Origin of the sequence: Streptomyces cinereoruber (assembly GCF_009299385.1) — a bacterium.
Taxonomy (GTDB): domain Bacteria; phylum Actinomycetota; class Actinomycetes; order Streptomycetales; family Streptomycetaceae; genus Streptomyces; species Streptomyces bikiniensis.
The window spans coordinates 653515-672442 of sequence record NZ_CP023693.1 but is presented as its reverse complement, the minus strand read 5'-3'; the positions used below and the strand labels follow the sequence as shown (position 1 = coordinate 672442).

The 18928-nt window shown below is 74.2% G+C and carries 16 protein-coding genes; 12 read left to right on the top strand and 4 right to left on the bottom strand.

The features are described 5' to 3' along the window. Positions 1–28 precede the first annotated feature (28 nt). A complete protein-coding gene (locus CP977_RS03070; protein ID WP_109186365.1) occupies positions 29–1507 on the bottom strand; it encodes a PP2C family protein-serine/threonine phosphatase in 1479 nt (492 codons plus the stop codon). 355 nt (positions 1508–1862) lie between these two features. Here CP977_RS03070 and CP977_RS03065 point away from each other — a divergent pair, with 355 nt between their 5' ends. From CP977_RS03065 to CP977_RS03055, 3 genes are all read left to right on the top strand, one after another. Beyond that, positions 1863–3629 carry an NlpC/P60 family protein gene (locus tag CP977_RS03065; protein WP_152369564.1) on the top strand — a complete coding sequence of 589 codons (1767 nt, stop codon included), beginning with the start codon at positions 1863–1865 and terminating at the stop codon, positions 3627–3629. A gap of 55 nt (positions 3630–3684) precedes the next feature. Next, positions 3685–4212 carry a GNAT family N-acetyltransferase gene (locus CP977_RS03060; RefSeq protein ID WP_062757263.1) on the top strand — a complete coding sequence of 176 codons (528 nt, stop codon included), beginning with the start codon at positions 3685–3687 and terminating at the stop codon, positions 4210–4212. A gap of 129 nt (positions 4213–4341) precedes the next feature. Next, the gene (locus CP977_RS03055) at positions 4342–5265 is read left to right on the top strand and encodes a carbohydrate kinase family protein (protein WP_152369563.1); all 924 of its coding nucleotides are present in this window, start codon (positions 4342–4344) and stop codon (positions 5263–5265) included. Positions 5266–5335: 70 nt separating this feature from the next. On the opposite strand, the gene CP977_RS03050 is transcribed toward CP977_RS03055, so the two are convergent. Both CP977_RS03050 and CP977_RS03045 read right to left on the bottom strand, forming a co-directional pair. Further along, entirely contained in the window at positions 5336–5692 is a 357-nt protein-coding gene (locus CP977_RS03050) for a DUF805 domain-containing protein (RefSeq protein WP_062757261.1), read from the bottom strand. A gap of 211 nt (positions 5693–5903) precedes the next feature. Beyond that, positions 5904–6269, bottom strand: coding sequence for an SPW repeat protein (locus tag CP977_RS03045; RefSeq protein ID WP_229991494.1), 366 nt, complete (start codon positions 6267–6269; stop codon positions 5904–5906). A 340-nt stretch (positions 6270–6609) separates the two neighbouring features. Here CP977_RS03045 and CP977_RS03040 point away from each other — a divergent pair, with 340 nt between their 5' ends. Beyond that, entirely contained in the window at positions 6610–6975 is a 366-nt protein-coding gene (locus CP977_RS03040) for a cupin domain-containing protein (protein WP_062757259.1), read from the top strand. A gap of 85 nt (positions 6976–7060) precedes the next feature. Here the strand turns inward: CP977_RS03040 and CP977_RS03035 are convergent, their stop codons facing one another. Then, entirely contained in the window at positions 7061–8044 is a 984-nt protein-coding gene (locus CP977_RS03035) for a TauD/TfdA dioxygenase family protein (RefSeq protein WP_152369562.1), read from the bottom strand. A 523-nt stretch (positions 8045–8567) separates the two neighbouring features. Here CP977_RS03035 and CP977_RS03030 point away from each other — a divergent pair. The 8 genes from CP977_RS03030 (at position 8568) to CP977_RS03000 (ending at position 18912) form a co-directional block, all read left to right on the top strand. Beyond that, the gene (locus CP977_RS03030; RefSeq protein WP_152369561.1) at positions 8568–9800 is read left to right on the top strand and encodes an ROK family transcriptional regulator; all 1233 of its coding nucleotides are present in this window, start codon (positions 8568–8570) and stop codon (positions 9798–9800) included. 76 nt (positions 9801–9876) lie between these two features. Continuing rightward, positions 9877–9948: a putative leader peptide gene (locus tag CP977_RS35460; RefSeq protein ID WP_313896399.1), complete on the top strand. Its 72-nt coding sequence runs from the start codon at positions 9877–9879 to the stop codon at positions 9946–9948. Positions 9949–10320: 372 nt separating this feature from the next. Next, a complete protein-coding gene (locus CP977_RS03025; RefSeq protein WP_152369560.1) occupies positions 10321–11919 on the top strand; it encodes an ABC transporter substrate-binding protein in 1599 nt (532 codons plus the stop codon). Between the two features lies 1 nt (position 11920). Further along, positions 11921–12865: an ABC transporter permease gene (locus CP977_RS03020; protein WP_152369559.1), complete on the top strand. Its 945-nt coding sequence runs from the start codon at positions 11921–11923 to the stop codon at positions 12863–12865. Positions 12866–12870: 5 nt separating this feature from the next. After that, on the top strand, positions 12871–13728 hold the full coding sequence (locus CP977_RS03015; RefSeq protein ID WP_062759136.1) for an ABC transporter permease: 858 nt from the start codon (positions 12871–12873) through the stop codon (positions 13726–13728). Continuing rightward, positions 13725–15647, top strand: coding sequence for an ABC transporter ATP-binding protein (locus tag CP977_RS03010; RefSeq protein ID WP_104860615.1), 1923 nt, complete (start codon positions 13725–13727; stop codon positions 15645–15647). The genes CP977_RS03015 and CP977_RS03010 overlap by 4 nt, the downstream gene beginning before the upstream one ends. After that, the gene (locus CP977_RS03005; RefSeq protein WP_229991495.1) at positions 15644–16579 is read left to right on the top strand and encodes a formylglycine-generating enzyme family protein; all 936 of its coding nucleotides are present in this window, start codon (positions 15644–15646) and stop codon (positions 16577–16579) included. The genes CP977_RS03010 and CP977_RS03005 overlap by 4 nt, the downstream gene beginning before the upstream one ends. Further along, the gene (locus CP977_RS03000) at positions 16576–18912 is read left to right on the top strand and encodes an arylsulfatase (RefSeq protein ID WP_152369558.1); all 2337 of its coding nucleotides are present in this window, start codon (positions 16576–16578) and stop codon (positions 18910–18912) included. Before CP977_RS03005 ends, CP977_RS03000 begins: the two co-directional genes overlap by 4 nt. Positions 18913–18928 lie beyond the last annotated feature (16 nt).

Sequence of the window (18928 nt, the reverse complement as noted above, 5' to 3'; positions counted from 1 at the left end):
GACCGGGGCCGCCGTTCACGGGTCCGGCTCAGTGGCCGACCCGGACCACCATCACGCAGGCGTCGTCCTCGCGCGACTCCTCGCCGAACTCCTCGACCACCGTCCGCACGCCCTCCCGCGCGTCCCGCGCCCCGGCGAGCCGGGGGCCGAGGGCGAGCAGCCGCCGCGCGCCCGTGTCGTCGTCGTGCGCGCCGCTGCCCCGGGTCAGCCCGTCGGTGTGCAGGACGAGCAGGTCGCCGGGGAGCAGCCGGGTCTCGGCCTCGTCGTACGCGGTGCCGCCCGTCGCCCCGAGGAGGACGCCCTCGGGCCGCCGGAGGGCACGCCCCGTCCCGTCGCGGAAGAGCAGCGGGGCGGGGTGGCCGGCCTGCGCCCAGGTCAGGGTCTGGGCGACGGGGTCGTACCGGCAGCACATGGCGCTGCCGAGCGCGGGCTGTACGGAGGTCTCCAGGAGCTGGTTGAGGTGGCCCATCAGGGCGGCCGGCCGGATCCCGGCGACGGCCATGCCGCGCAGCGCGCCGAGGAGCATCGCCATCGAGGAGGTCGCGGCGACCCCGTGGCCGGTCAGGTCGCCGACGGTCAGCAGGGCGTTCCCGTCCGGCAGCGCGAGTGCGTCGTACCAGTCGCCGCCGATCAGTCCGGTGCTGGCGGCCGGGAGGTAGTGCGCGGCCACGTCGAGCGGGGCCGGCCCGTCGTGGGCGAAGTGCAGCGAGCCGCGCCAGGGCGGCAGGACGGCTTCCTGGAGCTCGACGGCGATCCGGCGCTCGGTGCGCTCGATGTCCCGGCTGCGCTCCAGGCCCGCCCGGCTCTCCCTGACCGCCCGCTCGCTGCGCCGCAGTTCGCTGACGTCGCGCAGGACGGCCCACATGGAGGCGGTGCAGCCGTCGGCGTCGAGGACGGGCTCGCCGGTCATGTGGACGGTGCGCACCCGGCCGTCGGTCCGTACGATCCGGAACTCGCCGTCGATCGGCTTCCCGTCGATCAGGCAGTCCGTCACCATCCCCTGGAGGAGGGGCTGGTCCTCGGCGAAGACCATCGTGGGCATCTCGTCGAGCGACATCGGGCCGGTCTCGCGGGTGCGGCCGAAGATCTGGTACAGCTCCTCGGACCAGCTGACCTCGTCGGTGAGCAGGTTCCACTCGGCGCTGCCGACCCGGGAGAGCAGCGCGCCGGTGCGCGCCGGTGCGGCCGCGCCGTACGCGGTGCCGGGATCGGTCGCGAAGTCCGCGTCCCGGACGGCCTCTCCGCCGGTCTCCGTCCCCGATTGGACCTCCACCGGGACGCCCGCCCGCAACTGCCCCAGCTGGGCGCCGAGGTCGTCGAGCTGGTGCACGGCGAGGTCGCACAGGGCGCGCTGCCACCGCTGCCGCGGGTCGTCCTCGTCCGCCGCGGCGTCCCGGCGGACGGCGTCGACCTCGCCGCGCAGGCGGCGGGTCTGCGAGATCAGCGCGTCCACCGCGCCCGGCTCCGGCGGCTGGGCGGGACGGTCCGCGAACAGAGGGGACGGCATGTCGTACTCCGATACAGGCGCGGCGCGGCCACAGGTCAAGAAGGGGCCCGTGTACGACTGTTGCACAGCCCGCGACGGCTCGTAAGAGGTTTGGCAACACTCGATCCGGTGGTGCTCCTGACATATGCCAAAGGCCCGGTGGTCGCCTCTCGCCGAGGGGCGGAACCCGGTGAAAGGCGGTGCGCGGACGCCGAATCGGCGGGGCGGGGGCGCGAGGGCGGGAGGGGCGTGGACGACAGTTCGACGCTCGCGGAAGCGTGTGCGAGGTCCGCTGCGCGGAGGATCCGCCGGCACCACCCCCGGTGTTCGGTCCCCCGGTCGAACGCCGCCGCCGGACGGTCCGGATGATGACCCCATGACTCGTACTTCCCCCAGCGGCGGCACCTCCCGGCGCACCCTGCTCACCGCGCTGACCGCCACCGCGGCAGCCGTTCCCCTCGTCCCGCTGGCCGCCTCCCCGGCCCGCGCCGCGCAGGCGGCCGCCCCCGCGGGCGTCGCCCTCCCGGCCGGCCTCGGCGGCCCCCGCTCCTCCGTGACGGTCGCCCCCCTCGGCGCCGACTGGTTCGCCGCCACGGCCCTCGGCGCGCTCGACACCGCCGTACTGCCCGGCACCCCGGCCCGCACCGAGGTCACCTCCGGCGGCAGACGCGTCGCGCTCCTGACGCACGGCGCCCGCACGGTGCTCCTCCCCGGCCCCGAGCGCACCTTCACCGAGGACAAGCGGCCCTTCGCCGACGATTTCCAGCGCACCCTGCCGGACCCGGCGCTCCCCGAGGCCGACCGCGTGTACTGGGGCACCGCGCCCGGCGGTGGCGGCTGGACCACCCTCGGCGGCCCGGCCGGCGACTACGCGGTCACCCCCGGCGCCGGCGTCATCAAGCTGACCACGGACTACGCGAGCCGCCACGCCAGCGTCCGCGACGGCGAGATCACCGACGTCGACGTGCGCGCGACGGCCTCCTTCGACAAGGTCCCCACCGGCCAGGCGTGTTCGTACGCCCTGTCCTTCGGCTACCAGGACACGCACAACAACTACCGGGCCCGGCTGTCGTTCACGACCTCGGGCGCGGTCGAGCTCCGCGTCGAGAAGGAGGTCGCCGACACCGTCACGCAACTGGCGCCGGCCGTCCCCCTGGCCACCGGAGTCGCCGCCGGCACCGCGTGGACCATACGGGTCCGCCGCGAGGGCACCGCCATCAGGGCCAAGGCCTGGCGCACGGCCGCCGCCGAGCCCGCCGCCTGGACCGTCGAGACGAACGACGCCGCCTTCGGCAAGGGGCGGGTGGGGCTGCGCGCCCTCGCCAACGACGGCTGCACCAACCTGCCGGTCAAGCTGACCGTGAGCCGCTTCGAGGTGACCGACGCGACCTGGGAGGCCCCGCCGACCGTCACCCACACCGACTGGGTGCGCGTCCTGGACCACCCGTTCGACGGCACCTGGACGCCGGAGCTGGAGGCCCGGATCCGGTCCTGGGCCGGTTCCACCGCGCCCGACGTGCTCGCCTGCGCGGCGATGTTCCTGCCGGGCGGCCCGGCCGTGACCGCGGGGACCGGCCCGGCGGCGGGCCGGCAGGTCCTCGGCCGCGCCGGCTACGGCCACCTCGACCCGCAGGGCAACCGCTACGAGGGCGCCGACTTCCACGAGTACATGAACCTCGGCTGGACCTTCCCGGACGGCACGTACACCGGCCCGTCGACCAAGCAGGTCGGCAACCTGGACTGCTCCGGCTACACCCGGATGGTCTTCGGCCACCACCACGGCGTCCCCCTGGCGGCCGGGGCGGACACCTCCGGGACCCGGCTGCCCCGCAAGTCCCGCGACATGGCGGAGCACGCGCCGGGCGTCCGCGTCGACCGGACGGCCGGCGGCGCCCCGCCGGCCGCGGCCCGGCTCCAGCCGGGCGACCTGGTCCTCTTCAACGCGGACTCGGGCGACGACGGCCAGACCGCCACGGTCGACCACGTCGGCATCTACCTGGGCGGGGACACGACCGGGAAGCGCCGCTTCCTCTCCAGCCGCAAGACCTGCAACGGACCCACCATGGCGGACCTGGGAGGAGCCTCCACCCTGGACGGCACGGGCACGTACGCGGTGAAGCTCCACACCGTGCACCGCGTCTGACGTCCGGCACCAGGGCCCGGGTCCCCGCTCCGCGACGGGCTGAGAGGATGGAACGGTGTCCACCTCACCGAGCGCGGCCCAGGCCCCGGCGCCGTGGCCGCCGCTCCGCACCGAGCGGCTGCTGCTGCGGCCCGTCCGCGGCGGCGACGTCCCGGCCGTGACGCGGCTGTGGACCGATCCCGACGTACGGCGCCACCTCGGCGGCCCGGTCACCGCGCCCGTCATCCGCATCCGGCAGCGGCGGATCGTCGGGGCGCCCGGCTTCCACGCCGTGGTCCGCGCCGAGGACGGCGTCCTCCTCGGACTCGTCACGGTGGAGGACGGCGGACGGGACGGGGAGACGGAGGTCTCGTACCAGTTCCTGCCCGAGCACTGGGGACACGGTTACGCGCGCGAGGCGGTCGGTGCGGCCGTCGCGCGGGTCCTGGAGACCGCGCCGAGCGTCGTCGCGGTCACCCAGGAGGCCAACCACCGTTCCCGCCGGCTCCTGGAGGCCGTCGGCCTGGAGCACGTCGAGTCCTTCGTGGAGTGGGACGCCCACCAGGTGCTGTACCGGCGGCGACGGGACAGCCGGGCGGCCTGAGGTCCACGAGGCCCTTCCCCCGTGCCGGAACGCGGACGGTGACCGGGATACGGTCGGCAGCCGGGAAACGGCCGGTCCGCCGGCGACGGGCCCGGCCACCGGAACCCCTACGCCGAGGAGCTCTGCCCCATGTCCTTCCTGGTGATCGGCGAGTGCGTCGCCGACGTCGTCCGCGCGCCCGCGGGCTCCGGCGCCGCCGACCGCGTCCACCCCGGCGGCAGCCCCGCCAACGTCGCGTACGGACTGGCCCGCCTCGGCCGGGACGTCACCCTGCTCACCCAGCTCGCCGACGACCCCCACGGGCACCTGATCGGGGCTCATCTGAGGGGCGCGGGCGTACGGGTGGAGGTCGGCGGCCTCCCGGAGCGGACCCCGTCGGCGGTCGTGGGCCTCGACGCGGAGGGCCGGGCGGCCTACGCCTTCGACATCGCCTGGACGCTGGAGGCGGGGGCGCTGTCGTCGGAGGCGCCCGGCCACGTGCACATCGGCTCGATCGCGGCCGTCACCGACCCCGGCGCGGCGGCCGTCCTCGCCGGGGCCGAGCGGTTCCGCGACCGGGCCACGGTCAGCTACGACCCCAACGTGCGGCCCGAACTGATGGGGGAGCACGGCCCGGCCGTCGCCCGGGTCGAAGGCTGCGTCGCCCTCGCGGACCTGGTCAAGGCGAGCGACGAGGACCTGGCCTGGCTGTACCCGGGGGAGGCCCCGGAGGCCGTCGCCGCCCGCTGGCTGGATCTCGGCCCCGCGGTCGTCCTGGTCACCCGGGGCGCGGCCGGCTCCTTCGCCGTCACCCGGTACCACACGGTCGCCGCCGGGGCGCCCCCGGTGGACGTCGTCGACACCGTCGGCGCGGGCGACTCGTTCATGTCCGCCGTCCTGGACGCGACGGCCGCGCGGGACCGGGCGGCCCTCGGCGCGCTCTCCGCCGGGGAGTTGGCCGGACTGCTCGCCCGGGCCGGGGCGGCGGCGGCCGTCACCGTCTCCCGGGCCGGGGCGCAGCCGCCCGACCGGGCCGAACTCGACGCGGCCCGCGCGGACCCGGCCGGGCCGTGACACGGCCGTGGCCCCCGGAGGAATCCTCCGGGGGCCACGGGCACGGTGTGGTGCGTCGGTGCGGGGACCGTCAGTAGGCCGGGGCCAGCTTCGGGTTCGGGCCGTACGCGTTCTGCTGCTGCTCGCCCTCGAGGACGGTGAAGACGAACAGGACGATGCCGCCGACGAACGGGACCAGGCCGATGAGGAGCCACCAGCCGGAACGGCCGGTGTCGTGGAGGCGGCGGACGGACAGGCCGAGGGAGGGCAGGAAGATGCCAAGGGCGTAGATGCCGTACAGCAGCGGATAGGTGCCGAGCAGCATGTCGACGGTGATGAGGATGATGGCCGCGATCATGTTGAACAGCTGGAACATCCAGAATTCCTTGCGGCGCGCCCGGCCGCTGAACACCGCGTACTTCTTGAGAACGTCGAGGTACCAGTTCACTTTGTCCCCCCAAGGACTGGGTATGCGAGCGGGAGCCTGTCCCTGTGGAGCAAGCTTTACGCAGAACTTATGTGGCCGAAAGCATGTGGGTCAATTCGTTACCGTGCGATTGCGGTTCACCTGTGGGGGACAGCGAACGGCGGCACCTCACGGGAGTTGAGGTGCCGCCGTTGCGGACGAGGTCAGCGGGGGGACGGAGAGGAGTGGGACGTCATGTCCTCCCCTTGTTCTTGCTCATGAGCAGTCCGCCCGCGGTGAGGGCGAACAGGCAGACGCACGCGCCGGTGATGACGTTGCTGAGGATCATGCCCGTGTCGGGGCCCCGTGTGACCACCCACGGCGAGACGATCAGCCACGCGCCGAGCAGCAGGACGACGAAGTTCAGGTCCTGCGAGCGCTCCGGGACCATCGACATGCACAGGCCGAGGACCGCGATGCCGATGCCCACGACCAGGTTGCTGATGGCGAGTTCCGGTCGGGCCGCGGCGAAGTGGACCGTCCACGCCGAGATCGCGGCGTAGACCCCGGCGAGGATCACGAGTTCCTCGACCGCCGCCACGCCTCGGGTCTGGAGCATTCGGGCGTATCGGTCCCGCATTTCCGGTGCGTCGGGGTGACCCGAGATGTCACCGTGGCGATGAGAGACGTCGGCCATGTGACTCGCCTCCTTCTGGCGTCATGCGTGTCAGGCCGCTCTTGCGGCGAATTGCGCCGCTGTTTCATTGTGCTCTTATCTGGCCTTTATGTGTAGTTCTGTCCCCTGGGGAATGTGCACAGAATTCATGGTTCCGATGTGCCGGGTTCCACCAAAGAGGGCCACCGAAGCGGGCCATTGGAGAGGGCTGCCCGATCACCGGGGACCGGCGTAGCCTGGAAGGGAACTCGGGGAATCGACCTTTGAGCGCCGGGAGCGGAAGATGGCCGGCATCGTACGGAGAAGCTTCGATTCGGCGGACGAGACCCGTCCCTTCGAGGACGGCAAGGGCAGGCTCGACCTGCTGACCGGCGTGCGCGGCCCGGTCGGGCGCGCCGTGTTCGAGCCGGGCTGGCAGTGGACCAAGCACGTCAAACCGATCGCGGGCACCGACAGCTGCCGGGCCGCGCACGTCGGGTACGTCGTCAGCGGCCGGATGAAGGTCGTCATGGACGACGGGGAGACCGAGGAGTTCGGACCGGGCGACTTCATGCAGGTCGAGCCCGGTCATGACGCGTGGGTCCTCGACGACGAGCCGTGCGTGGTCCTCGACTGGGCGGGCTTCGGCGACTACGCCAAACCCGCCTGACATCCGGAGCCCGCCCGACTGCCGGGGGCCGGCTCGGCCCCCGGAGGCACGCCCGCCCCCGGGAGGACCCGACCGGCCCCGTCCCTCACTCCCCGGCCGCACCGGTGGCCGGGGGCGCCGCCGCGTCCGCCGTCGAGGCGCCGGAGGGGATGCCGAACGCCGGGTCCGGCACGGACTCGGGCGCGAGCAGCGTCGAGGAGTGCCCGTCCACGCCGACCGGCACGTCGCCGTCGATGGTCACCCGGCGCAGCTTGCGGTCGTGCTCGTCGGAGTCGTCCACGCCGTAGTGCTGAGTGGCGCGGTTGTCCCAGATGGCGACGTCGCCGACCTGCCACTGCCAGCGGACGGTGTTCTCCGGACGCTCGACGTGCCGCTGGAAGAGGGAGAACAGGTCACGGGAGTCGGCGCCCGTCAGACCGCTGATCCGCTGGACGAAGTTGCCGAGCAGCAGCGTCCGCTCGCCGGTCTCCGGGTGGACCCGCACGACCGGGTGCTCGGTCAGGAACTTCGTGGAGGAGAAGATCTCGCGGAAGCGCGCGATCTGCTCGGGCAGGGCGCCGGGACGCAGGGCCGCGTAGTCGTAGTCGTTGGAGTGCACCGCGCGCAGGCTGTCGGCCAGGACCCGCAGCGGCTCGGGGAGGCTCTCGTACGCGGTCGCCGTGTTCGCCCACAGGGTGTTGCCGCCGTACGGCGGGACGACGACCGCGCGCAGGATCGAGAAGGCCGGGTAGGCCGGGACGAAGGTGACGTCGGTGTGCCACTGGTTGGCCCGGCCGCCGAAGTCCGAGTCGATCGGCAGCGAGTAGCGGCCGTCGGCGGAGGGGACGGTGGGGTGGGCGACGGGCGTGCCGAGAAGCCGGCCGAAGGCCTCGTGGGCCTCCTCGTCCAGGTGGTCCTGGCCGCGGAAGAAGACGACCTTGTGGGCCAGGAGCGCCGCGCGGATCTCGGCGACGGTCTCGGCGGGCAGGTCGCCGCCGAGCCGCACGCCGGAGATGACGGCGCCCAAGCGGCCGCCGACCTTCCGGACGGTGATCTTCTGGACCTCGGGGGCGGTGGTGGCGGTCGACATGACGAGTCCTTTCGGGAGTCCGGGAGCGGGCCCGGAGGAATTAATCTCGGAGCGGAAGCAATGAGCCGACGAAGCGGCCGGACCGGAGGCGTACGCCGTTGACCGGAGGAGTACGGATGCCGGGACCGGGAGCGGGGTGAAGACCCCGGTGCGGTACGGGGCGGGTCCGGCGGCGGCCGGGTCACGGGAGCGGGACCGGCGCACCGGTCGCGCGGAGGGTCGCGAAGGTCAGGCGCCGTGAGCGGCGGGACAGGAGGAGGTCGCGAACATGTCCCGGAGCCTCGCAGCGGCCGCCGCCACGCGTCAAGCGCCCGCCCGCTCCCCGAACCGCCGCCCCCGGTGGTTGAATCGGCGCCTGCCCGGTGCCGCCCGCCTGACCTCCCGCACCTCGGCGCACCCCCTTCGACCAGCGGCTATCCCCTTCCGCCCGGGGGGGCGCGGCCGGTACCCGGCGGCGAGCGGCGGCCCGTTCGGCGGCCGTCCGGGATTTCACACCGCCGCAACAGTGAGCAGAGAGGCACCCATGACCGCGACCACCCCGCACGGCTCCCGGATGGCGGGGGACGGCAGGCGCGAGGCGAACGCCGCCACCGTCCTGCGGACCGTCCTCGACCACGGGCCCGTCGCCCGCGGCGCCGTCGCCCGGCTCTGTGGCCTCAGCCCCGCCGCCGTCTCCCGGCAGACCACCGACCTCACCCGGCTCGGCCTCCTGCGCGAGCTGCCCGAACTCGCCGGGGGCGGGGGAGTGGGGCGGCCCCGGATCCCCGTCGACCTGCACGTCGGCGCCACCGGAGGGCCCGTCGTCGGCGGCGTCCACCTCGGCGTCCCCGGCTCGACCTTCGCCCTGGTCGACCTGCGCGGCCGGGTCCTGGCCCGGCACACCCACGCGCACGAGGGCATCGCGCCCGACGCCCTGCCCGGGGAACTCGCCCGCGAGCTGGGCGGCTTCCTCGACGCGCACGCCCGGGGCCGCCCCCTGCTCGGGGTCGGCGCCGCGATCGGCGGCCGGGTGGACCCCGCCGAAGGAGTGGTGGTCCGCCACGACGCCCTCGGCTGGCGCCGCCGGCCGCTCGCCGCCGAACTCGCCGCCGGTCTCGGCGGGCGCACCGTGCGCCTGGACAACCACGCCCGTTCCATCGCCCAGTCGGAGATCCTCTTCGGCCGGCCCGCCGCCCGCCGCAGCCTCGTGCACCTCTTCGTCGGCAACGTCGTGGACGCGGCCGTCGGACTCGCCGGGGTCGTGCACCAGGGACCGGGGGCGGCGGCCGGCGACGTGGCGCACCTGCCCGTCCCGGACTCCACGGTCCCCTGCCCGTGCGGGCGTTCGGGCTGCCTGGAGGCGACCGCCTCGAACACCGCCCTCGGGCGGACCGCAGTGCGCCGCGGCATCGTGCCCGAGCCGGACACCTCCCTCGTGGTGGACGCGGCGGCGGCCGGGGACCGGCGCGCCGACCGGCTGCTGCGCGAACGGGCCCGCGCCGTCGGGCGCGCGGTCGCCCTCCTGCTCGACGTCCTCAACCCCGATCTGGTCGTCGTGACCGAGCAGGCCAGCGTCATCGAACCGGACTACCTGGAGGAGATCAGGGGCGCCGCGATCGACCTCTCGCACGTCTGCGACGACCCCGGACGCATCGTCAGTCCACATGCCGGACCGGCCACGCTGCCCGTAGCGGCGGGCACGGTTCTGCTGAATCACCTGTTCAGAAGGCCTCTTGAGACCCTTGAAGAGCTCCTGCCCGCAGGGGTGGGAGGGTGAGGCCGTCTCGGCATGCGGTCAACTCCGGTTGACCACTCCGCGAAGCCACTGCCATATTGCTCCCGTGAATCCGGACATGCGCCTCATCTCCCGCAGGCACGTCGACCTCTGTCGACAGGCCAGCGCGGTCTGTGCCGTCCGCGCCTGATCCCGGCGCCGGCCGTCGCACCGGCCGCACCGCTCCCGTACCGGCCCCGCCCGGACCGGGCCGCCCGCCGCACCCCCGTCGCCGACGGCTGGCAAGCGCCCCGACGCTCCGGCCGCCGACCGGTCGCGCCACCACGACCCCGTGACATGAGGGGCCCCGGGCCCCGATCCGCCGGACGGTCCCCAAGTCCTGGCCGGTTCGGTGGACTTCCGGTTCCCCGTCGCCGTACCCCTCCGTGCCCCGCGTCCGGTTCCGCGTACCCCCGTACTCGGCTCCGCGCACCCTCCTCCCTCCCCTAGCGGCCCATTCCTTCCGCAGCGGAAAGAATTCCGCGCGCCCTGCGGACCCCACCCCTTTCACAGGCAGGCATCGATGACCGAGCTGTACCCCACCACGCCCACCGCCCTCTCCCGGCGCACCACCCTGCGCGCCGCGGGCGGCGGCACCCTGCTGCTCGGGCTCGGTCTGGCGGGCTGCCGCTCGGCGGTCGCCGAGGGCGAGTCCGAGCAGCCCGGCGCCAAGGCGACCGCGGCGCCCCGACGCGGCGGCACCCTCACCGTCGCCGTCAACTCGGACTTCACGCCCAGCCTGCTCTTCGCCCAGAGCGGCCAGTCCCTCCAGCAGCGCCTGGTCTACAACACCCTCGTCCGCTACGACGACCGGCTCAAGCCGCAGCCGGAGCTCGCCACCTCCTGGGAGTACGCGCAGGACGGCCGCTCCCTCACCCTCAAGCTGCGCACCGGCGTCACCTACCACGACGGCCGGCCCTTCACCGCCGACGACGTGATCTTCGCCGTGAAGAACCTCCAGAACCCCCTCCGCGCCGCCCAGTTGAGGGCCACCGCCGCCGCGATCACCGGCTTCGAGAAGCGCGGCGACCACGAACTCGTCCTCAAGCTCGCCCACCCGGTCAACAACCTGTTCGACCTCTTCGAGTTCATGATCATCACCGACCGGCACAGCGTCGAGGACGCCGTCGCCGGCAGGAAGCTCAACGGCACCGGCCCCTTCGAGCTCACCAAGTGGAGCCCCGGCACCGGACTGAGCCTCACCCGCAACGAGAAGTACTGGCAGCCCGACCGCCCCTACCTGGACGCCGTCGAGTTCCGCGTCATCGCCCAGGCCGACGCCCTCCTCTCCTCCCTGCGCACCGGCCAGACCCAGCTCTCCTACGGCGTCCCCGGCCGGAACCTCGCCGTCCTCGCCGCCCACCCCGACCTCGTCATCAGCGAGTACTCCACCGGCGGCGGCGCCCACTACCTCGGCGTCAACACCACCGTCGCCCCGCTGAACGACAAGACCGTCCGACAGGCCCTCGCCTGGGGCATCGACCGCGAGCGCATCCTCAAGCAGGTCCTCGGCGGCTACGGACTCGCCTCCGCCACCCCCTGGCCCAAGTCCTCGCCCGCCTTCAGCGAGGCCGCCCGCACCCACTACACCTACGACCCCGGCAAGGCCCGCGAACTCCTCAAGTCCGCCGGCCACACCAGGCTCGACCTGCCGCTCCTCCACATCAACCTGCCCGGCGACACCGCCGTGGCCGAGGCCGTCCAGTACGACCTCAAGCAGATCGGCGTCCACGTCACCCTCGAACCCACCGACCCGGCCACCGCCCAGAAGAACCTCATCTCCCAGTCCATGCCCGCCCTCTGGACCATGAGCCACGGCTTCGCCCAGGTCCAGCCGTCCACCCTCGCCGTCAGCGCCTATCCCTTCAACGAGGCCAAGAACACCTCCAGGTTCCGCTCCGCCCACTACACCAAGGTCGTCCGCGAGGCCTGGACCACCCTCGGGGCCGGCGCCCGCGCCAACGCCCTGCGGCAACAGATCACCGACACCCTCCTCGACGAGGCGTTCATCATCGACCTCGTCATCCGGGGCTCCGTCCAGGTCGCCGCCGAGAAGCTGCACGGCGTCACCCTCAACAAGTTCTCCTACCTCAACCTCGACAACGCCTACCTGGCGGGCTGACGTGCGCGGCTACCTCCTGCGGAGGCTCCCCTCCGCGCTCCTCGTCCTCCTCGTCGCCTCCTTCGTCGTCTTCGCCGTCCTCCGGCTCGTCCCCGGCGACCCGGCGGCCGTCCTCGCCGGACCCGACGCGAGCGCCGAGACCGAGGCCGCCATCCGGGCCCGCCTCGGCCTCGACGAACCCCTGCCCGCCCAGTACCTCCGCTGGCTCGGCGACCTCCTCACCGGCGACCTCGGACCGTCCTACGCCATCGGCGGACAGACCGCCGACCTCATCGGCGACGGACTCGGCGCCACCGCCGAACTCACCCTCGGCGCCCTGCTGTTCGTCGTCGTCCTCGGCGGCACCTTCGGCATCCTCGGCGCCACCTCCCGCAACCGCTGGGTGAGCGGCGCCGTACGGATCCTCACCACCGGCGCCCTCTCCGTACCGCCCTTCGTCACCGGCGTCCTCCTCGTCCTCCTCTTCTCCGTCCTCCTCGGCGTCCTGCCCCCGGGCGGCCGCATCCCCCTCCTCACCGCACCCGACCTCGGCGTCCAGTACCTGCTGCTGCCCGCCCTCTGCCTCGCCCTGCCCAGCGCCGCCGTCCTCGGCCGCTACCTCAAGGACGGCATCGAACGCGCCCTCGGCGAGGACTACGTCCGCACCGCCACCGCCGCCGGCATCGCCCCCCGCCGGCTGCTGTGGCGCCACGTCCTGCCGAACGCGCTCCCGCCCGTCGTCACCCTCCTCGGCATGCAGACCGGCAACCTCCTCGGCGGCGCCGTCCTCGTCGAGGCGATCTTCGCCTGGCCCGGCCTCGGCCAGCTCGCCGAACAGGCCCTGGTCCGCCGGGACTACCCCGTCGTCCAGGACCTCCTGCTCCTCCTCGTCACCGTCTTCGTCCTCGTCCAACTGCTCACCGACTTCGTCCACGCCCGGCTCGACCCCCGGATCAGGTGGGAGTGACCGCCATGACCACCCTCACGAAGACCGCACCGCCCCTCACGCGCCGGCCCCGCCACCCGTACCGGGCCGCCCTCGCCACCGGCCGGGGCCGCACCGGACTCGCCCTCGTCGGCCTGGTCGTCCTCGCCGGACTCCTCGCCCCGCTGCTCTCCGGACACGGCCCCACCGACCAGAGCGCCCTGACGCTCGCCGGGCCCGGCACCCCCGGGCACCCGCTCGGCACCGACGACCTCGGCCGCGACCTGCTGTCCCGGCTGCTCCACGGCATCCGCGCCGACCTCGGCATCATCGCGATCGCCGTGCCGCTCGGCGCCGTCCTCGGCTGCCTCTCCGCCCTGGCCGCCGCCGCCCACCCGCTCGCCGACACCGTCGTCCAGCGCGCCTTCGACCTGATCCTGGCCTTCCCCGGACTGATCCTGGCGCTCGCGATCACGGCGATCCTCGGCCCCGGCCGGCTGCCCGTGATCACGGTGATCGCCCTGGCCGAGATCCCCGTCTTCGGACGGCTGCTGCGCACCGGGATCCTCGTCCAGCGCGGCCGGGAGTACGTGACGGCCGCCCGCGTCGGCGGCACCTCCGGCGGCCGGATCCTCACCCGGCACATCCTGCCCAACGCCGCCGACCCGCTCGTCGTCCAGATCACCGTCTCCCTCACCGTCGCCGTCTTCATCGAGGGCGCCATGAGCTTCCTCGGCGTCGGCGTCCGGCCGCCCGACCCCACCCTCGGCGCCGTCCTCAGCCAGTCCATGCCCTATCTGGCCCAGGCCCCGCACTTCGCCGTCGGACCGCTCGTGACCGTGACCGCGCTCGTCCTCGGCCTCTCCCTGACCGCCGAGGCACTGAACCGGGAGATACGCCGATGACCACCCCTCCGCTCCTCGAGGTCCAGGGCTTGGACGTGGGGTTCACCACCCCCGACGGCCGGCCCCTGCACGCCGTCCGGGACGTCTCCTTCACCCTCCGCAGGGGCGAGACCCTCGCCGTCGTCGGCGAGTCCGGATCGGGGAAGTCCACCACCGCCCTGGCCCTGCTCCGGATGCTCCCCGGCACCGGCCGGATCACCGGCGGCTCCGTCCTCCTCGACGGGGAGGACCTCGCCACGGCCACGGAGGACCGACTGCGGGAGGTGCGCGGCGCACGGATCGGCATGATCTTCCAGGACCCGATGACGGCCCTGAACCCCGTCCTCACCATCGGCCGCCACCTCGACGAGGTGCTCAGGGCGCACGGCGACCGGGACCGCACGACCGCGAACGACGCCGGTACCGGCGCCGGCACATCGGCCCGGCGCCCCGGAGGTTCCCGTCGCGACAAGGCCGCCCGCCGCGCCCGCGCCCTCGAACTCCTGCACCTCGTCGGCATCCCCGACCCCGAGCGCCGCCTCGACGACCACCCGCACCAGTTCTCCGGCGGCCAGCGCCAGCGCATCCTCATCGCCATGGCCCTCGCCGGCGAGCCCGACGTCCTCCTCGCCGACGAGCCCACCACCGCCCTCGACGCCACCGTCCAGGACCAGATCCTCACCCTCCTCGGCGACCTCACCCGCACCACCGGCACCGCCCTCGTCCTCATCACCCACAACATGGGCGTGGTCGCCCGCGCCTGCGAACGGGTCCTCGTCATGTACGGCGGCACCGTCGTGGAGGACGGCCCCACCGCCGAGGTCCTCACCCGCCCCCGGCACCCCTACACCGCCGGCCTCCTCGCCGCCGTGCCCCGGCTCTCCGCGCCCTCCGGCACCCGCCTCACCGGCATCCCCGGCACCCCGCCCGACCTCTCCCTGCCCCTCGCCGGCTGCGCGTTCGCCGCCCGCTGCGCCCTCGCCGAGGACCGGTGCCACACGACCGCGCCGCCGCTCACCGCCCTCACCGACACCGTCCGCGCGGCCTGCCTGCCCGCCGCCGAACGCGCCGAGCCGCTGCCGCCGCCCCCGCCGCCCGCCCGGATCGACCGGCCCGCGCCCGGCGCCGTCGTCCTGGCCGCCGAAGGGCTCCGCAAGACGTACCGGGGCCGGGGCCGCCGCACCTTCACCGCCCTCGACGGCGTCTCCCTCACCCTCGCGGCGGGGGAGACCCTGGGCGTCGTCGGCGAGTCCGGCTCCGGCAAGTCCACCCTCGCCCGGGTCCTCGCCCACGCCCACCCCTCCGACGGCGGCCGGATCCTCCTCGACGGACAGGACGTCACCCGCCCCGGCCGCGCCGAGCTGCACGCCGTGCGCCGCCGCGTCCAGATGGTCTTCCAGGACCCGTACGCCTCCCTCAACCCGCGCATGACCGTGGGGGAGATCGTCGCCGAGCCGCTGCGGGCCTTCGGGACCGTCGCCCCGGCCGAGCGGGCCGGGCGCGTCGCGGAGCTGCTGCGCCTCGTCGGCCTCGACCCGGCCGCCGCCGACCGGCACCCGCGCTCCTTCTCCGGCGGCCAGCGCCAGCGCGTCGGCATCGCCCGCGCGCTCGCCCCGGAGCCGTCCGTCCTCATCTGCGACGAACCCGTCTCGGCGCTCGACGTCTCCGTGCAGGCGCAGATCGTCGGCCTCCTCACCGACCTCCAGCGCGACCTGGGCCTCGCCCTCGTCTTCATCGCCCACGACCTGGCCGTGGTCCGCCAGGTCAGCCACCGCATCGCCGTGATGCACGAGGGCCGGATCGTGGAGACCGGCGCCGCCGACGAGCTGTGCGAGCGGCCCCGCGACCCCTACACCCGCGCGCTGCTCGCCGCCGCGCCCGAACCCGTACCGGTCACGGCCGCGCCCGTGCCCGCCACTGCCGGGGCGGTGTCCGCGTGAACGCCTGCTGCACCCCGGGCCGCAGCCGTACGGGCGGGGGCTCCCCGGCGTCCGTCGCGCTGCTCCCGCCGCCGACCGTGCGGACCGCACCGCCGGACCAGTCCCTGCTCGAACTGGCCGGCGGCACCTTCCGCATGGGCGACTCCTTCGGCGAGGGCTATCCCGCCGACCACGAGGGGCCCGTGCGGGAGGCGACCGTCGCGCCCTTCGCGATCGGCGCCACCGCCGTCACCAACGAGCGGTACGCGCGGTTCGTCGAGGCCACCGGACACCGCACCGACGCCGAACGCTTCGGCTCCTCCTTCGTCTTCCACCTCCTGCTCCGCCCCTCCGCCGCCCGCCACGTCCTCGGCCGGGTCCCGCAGGCCCCCTGGTGGCTCGGCGTCGAAGGCGCCTCCTGGCACGCCCCGGAGGGCCCCGGCTCCGACCTCGAAGGCCGCGCCGACCACCCCGTCGTCCACGTCTCGTACGCCGACGCCCTCGCCTACTGCGCCTGGGCGGACGTCCGGCTGCCCACCGAGGCCGAGTGGGAGTACGCGGCGCGCGGCGGCCTCGACGGCGCCCGCTACCCGTGGGGCGACGACCTCACCCCCGGCGGCCGGGAGCGGTGCAACACCTGGCTCGGGGACTTCCCGCACCGCTCCGACCGGCCCGGCGGACACGTCGGGACCGTCCCCGTCGCCGCGTACGAACCCAACGGCCACGGCCTGTACAACACCTCCGGCAACGTCTGGGAGTGGTGCGCCGACGCCTTCGGGCCCGCCTCCCCCGGGGAGCGCGTCATCCGCGGCGGCTCCTACCTCTGCCACTCCTCCCACTGCAACCGCTACCGGGTCGCCGCCCGCTCCCACAACACGCCCGACTCCTCGACCGGCCACGGCGGCTTCCGCGTCGCCCGCTCGCTCACCCCGGAAGGACCCGCCCCCGCATGACCACCGGCACCCCGCACGACCCCGCAGCCTCCCGCCGCGACCCCTACGAGGGCTTCGCCGGACGCGTCGGCCGCACCTTCGCCGAGTCCGAACCCGCCTGGCCCGCCCGCACCGCACCGCCCGCCAAGGCCCCCAACATCGTCGTCGTCCTCGTCGACGACATGGGCTTCAGCGACATCGGCCCCTTCGGCTCCGAGATCCCCACCCCGGTCCTGGACGCCCTCGCCGACGACGGCGTGCGGCTCACCAACTACCACACCATGCCGCTCTGCTCGCCGGCCCGCGCCGCCCTGCTCACCGGCCTCAACCCGCACCGCGTCGGCTACGCCATGGTCGCCAACTCCGACCCCGGCTTCCCCGGCTACGGCATGGAGATCGCCGACGACATCCCCACCCTCGCCGAACTCCTCCACGACGCCGGGTACGCCACCTACGCCGTCGGCAAGTGGCACCTGGTCCGCGACTCCGCCTCCAACGCCGCCGACCACCGGGGCAACTGGCCGCTCCAGAAGGGCTTCGACCAGTACTACGGCGTCCTGGAGGGTCTCACCAGCCTCTTCCACCCGCACCAGCTCGTCCGGGACAACAGCCCGCTCGACATCGACGAGTTCCCCGACGACTACTACTACACCGACGACATCACCGACCAGGCGATCTCCATGGTGAAGTCGCTGCGCGCCCACGACCCCGACAAGCCCTTCTTCCTCTACCTCGCCCACAACGCCGTCCACGGCCCCCTCCAGGCCAGGGCCGAGGACATCGCCCGCCACCGGGGCCGCTACGACGAGGGCTGGGACGTCCTGCGCGAGCGCCGCTTCGCCGCCCAGCTCGCCGCCGGACTCTTCCCGCCCGGCACCGAACTCCCCGCCCGCAACAGCGAGGCCGGACTCGACGTGCCCGCCTGGGACTCCCTCACCGAGGAGCAACAGCGGCTCTACGCCCGCTACATGGAGGTGTACGCGGCCCTCGTCGACAACATCGACCAGAACCTCGGCCGGCTCACCGCCACCCTCGACGCGCTCGGCGAACTCGACAACACCGTCGTCGTCTTCACCTCCGACAACGGCGGCACCGGCGAGGGCGGCGCGGAGGGCACCCGCTCCTACTTCAGCCGGTTCGTCCACCACCCGCGCCTCCCCGGCGACTGGGACCCCGACGTCGACCGCGACCCCGAGCTGATCGGCGGCCCCCGCAGCCTCGTCCACTACCCGCGCGGCTGGGGCATGGCCTCCAACACCCCCTTCCGCCTCTACAAGGGCCACACCTACGCCGGCGGCGTCCGCGTCCCCTTCGTCCTGTCCTGGCCGGACGGCGTCCGCGACGGGCGGCTCGCCGCCGGGCTCCGCCCCCAGTACCAGTACGTCACCGACATCGCCCCCACCCTCCTCGAACTCGCCGGTCTCGCCCGGCCGGAGAGCCGCCGGGGCGTCCCCCTCCAGGAGCCGGACGGCGTCAGCTTCACCCCCGTCCTCGCCGACCCCGCCCACGACTCCACCCATCCCGAGCAGTACTGCGAGATGACCGGAAACCGCAGCCACTACCGCGACGGCCACAAGCTCGTCACCCTGCACCGCCCCGGCGCGCCCTACGACGACTCCGAGTGGGCCCTCTACGACATCAGGACCGACCCCACCGAGATCCACGACCTCGCCGCCGACCACCCCGAGCTCGTCAAGGAGCTGTCGGCCGCCTGGGAGGACGCCGCCTGGCGCTACGGCGTCTTCCCGCTGCCCGACCACAGCGGCGCCCTCGCCCGCCGCAACCCCGCCGAACAGCGCCTCTCCCGCCCCCTCACCCTGCTCCCCGGCACCCCCGAGCTGGAGCGCTACCGCTCCTCCCGGCTCGTCTCCCTGCGCTCCTTCGAGATCGCCGTCGCCGTCGAGGAGACCGGCGACGGGGTCCTCGTCTCCCACGGCGACCAGGGCGGCGGCTACAGCCTGTACGTGGAGGACGGGCGCCTGGTCCTCGCGTACAACGAGTACGGCACCCTCCACGAGACCGACGCCGGACCCCTCGGCCCCGGCCCGCACGAGATCCTCGTCACCGCCACCGCCGAGGAGGGCCTGCGCTGGCGGTTCGCCGTCACCGTCGACGGCGAGTACCGGGCCGCGCCCGACAGCGTCCACCAGCTGATCGGCATGGCTCCCTTCCAGGGCATCAGCGTCGGCGTCGACCGCAAGTCCCCGGTCTCCTGGCCCCTCTACGAACGTCACCGCTCCTTCCGCTTCACCGGCCGCCTCCGCTCCGTCACCTACCGGCCCGGCGCCCCGGGCCCCGACGCGCCCGAGGCCGTCGCCGCCGCGCTGAAGGAGGCCGCCGCGGCCTTCGAATAGGAGCCCGGGCCCGGGG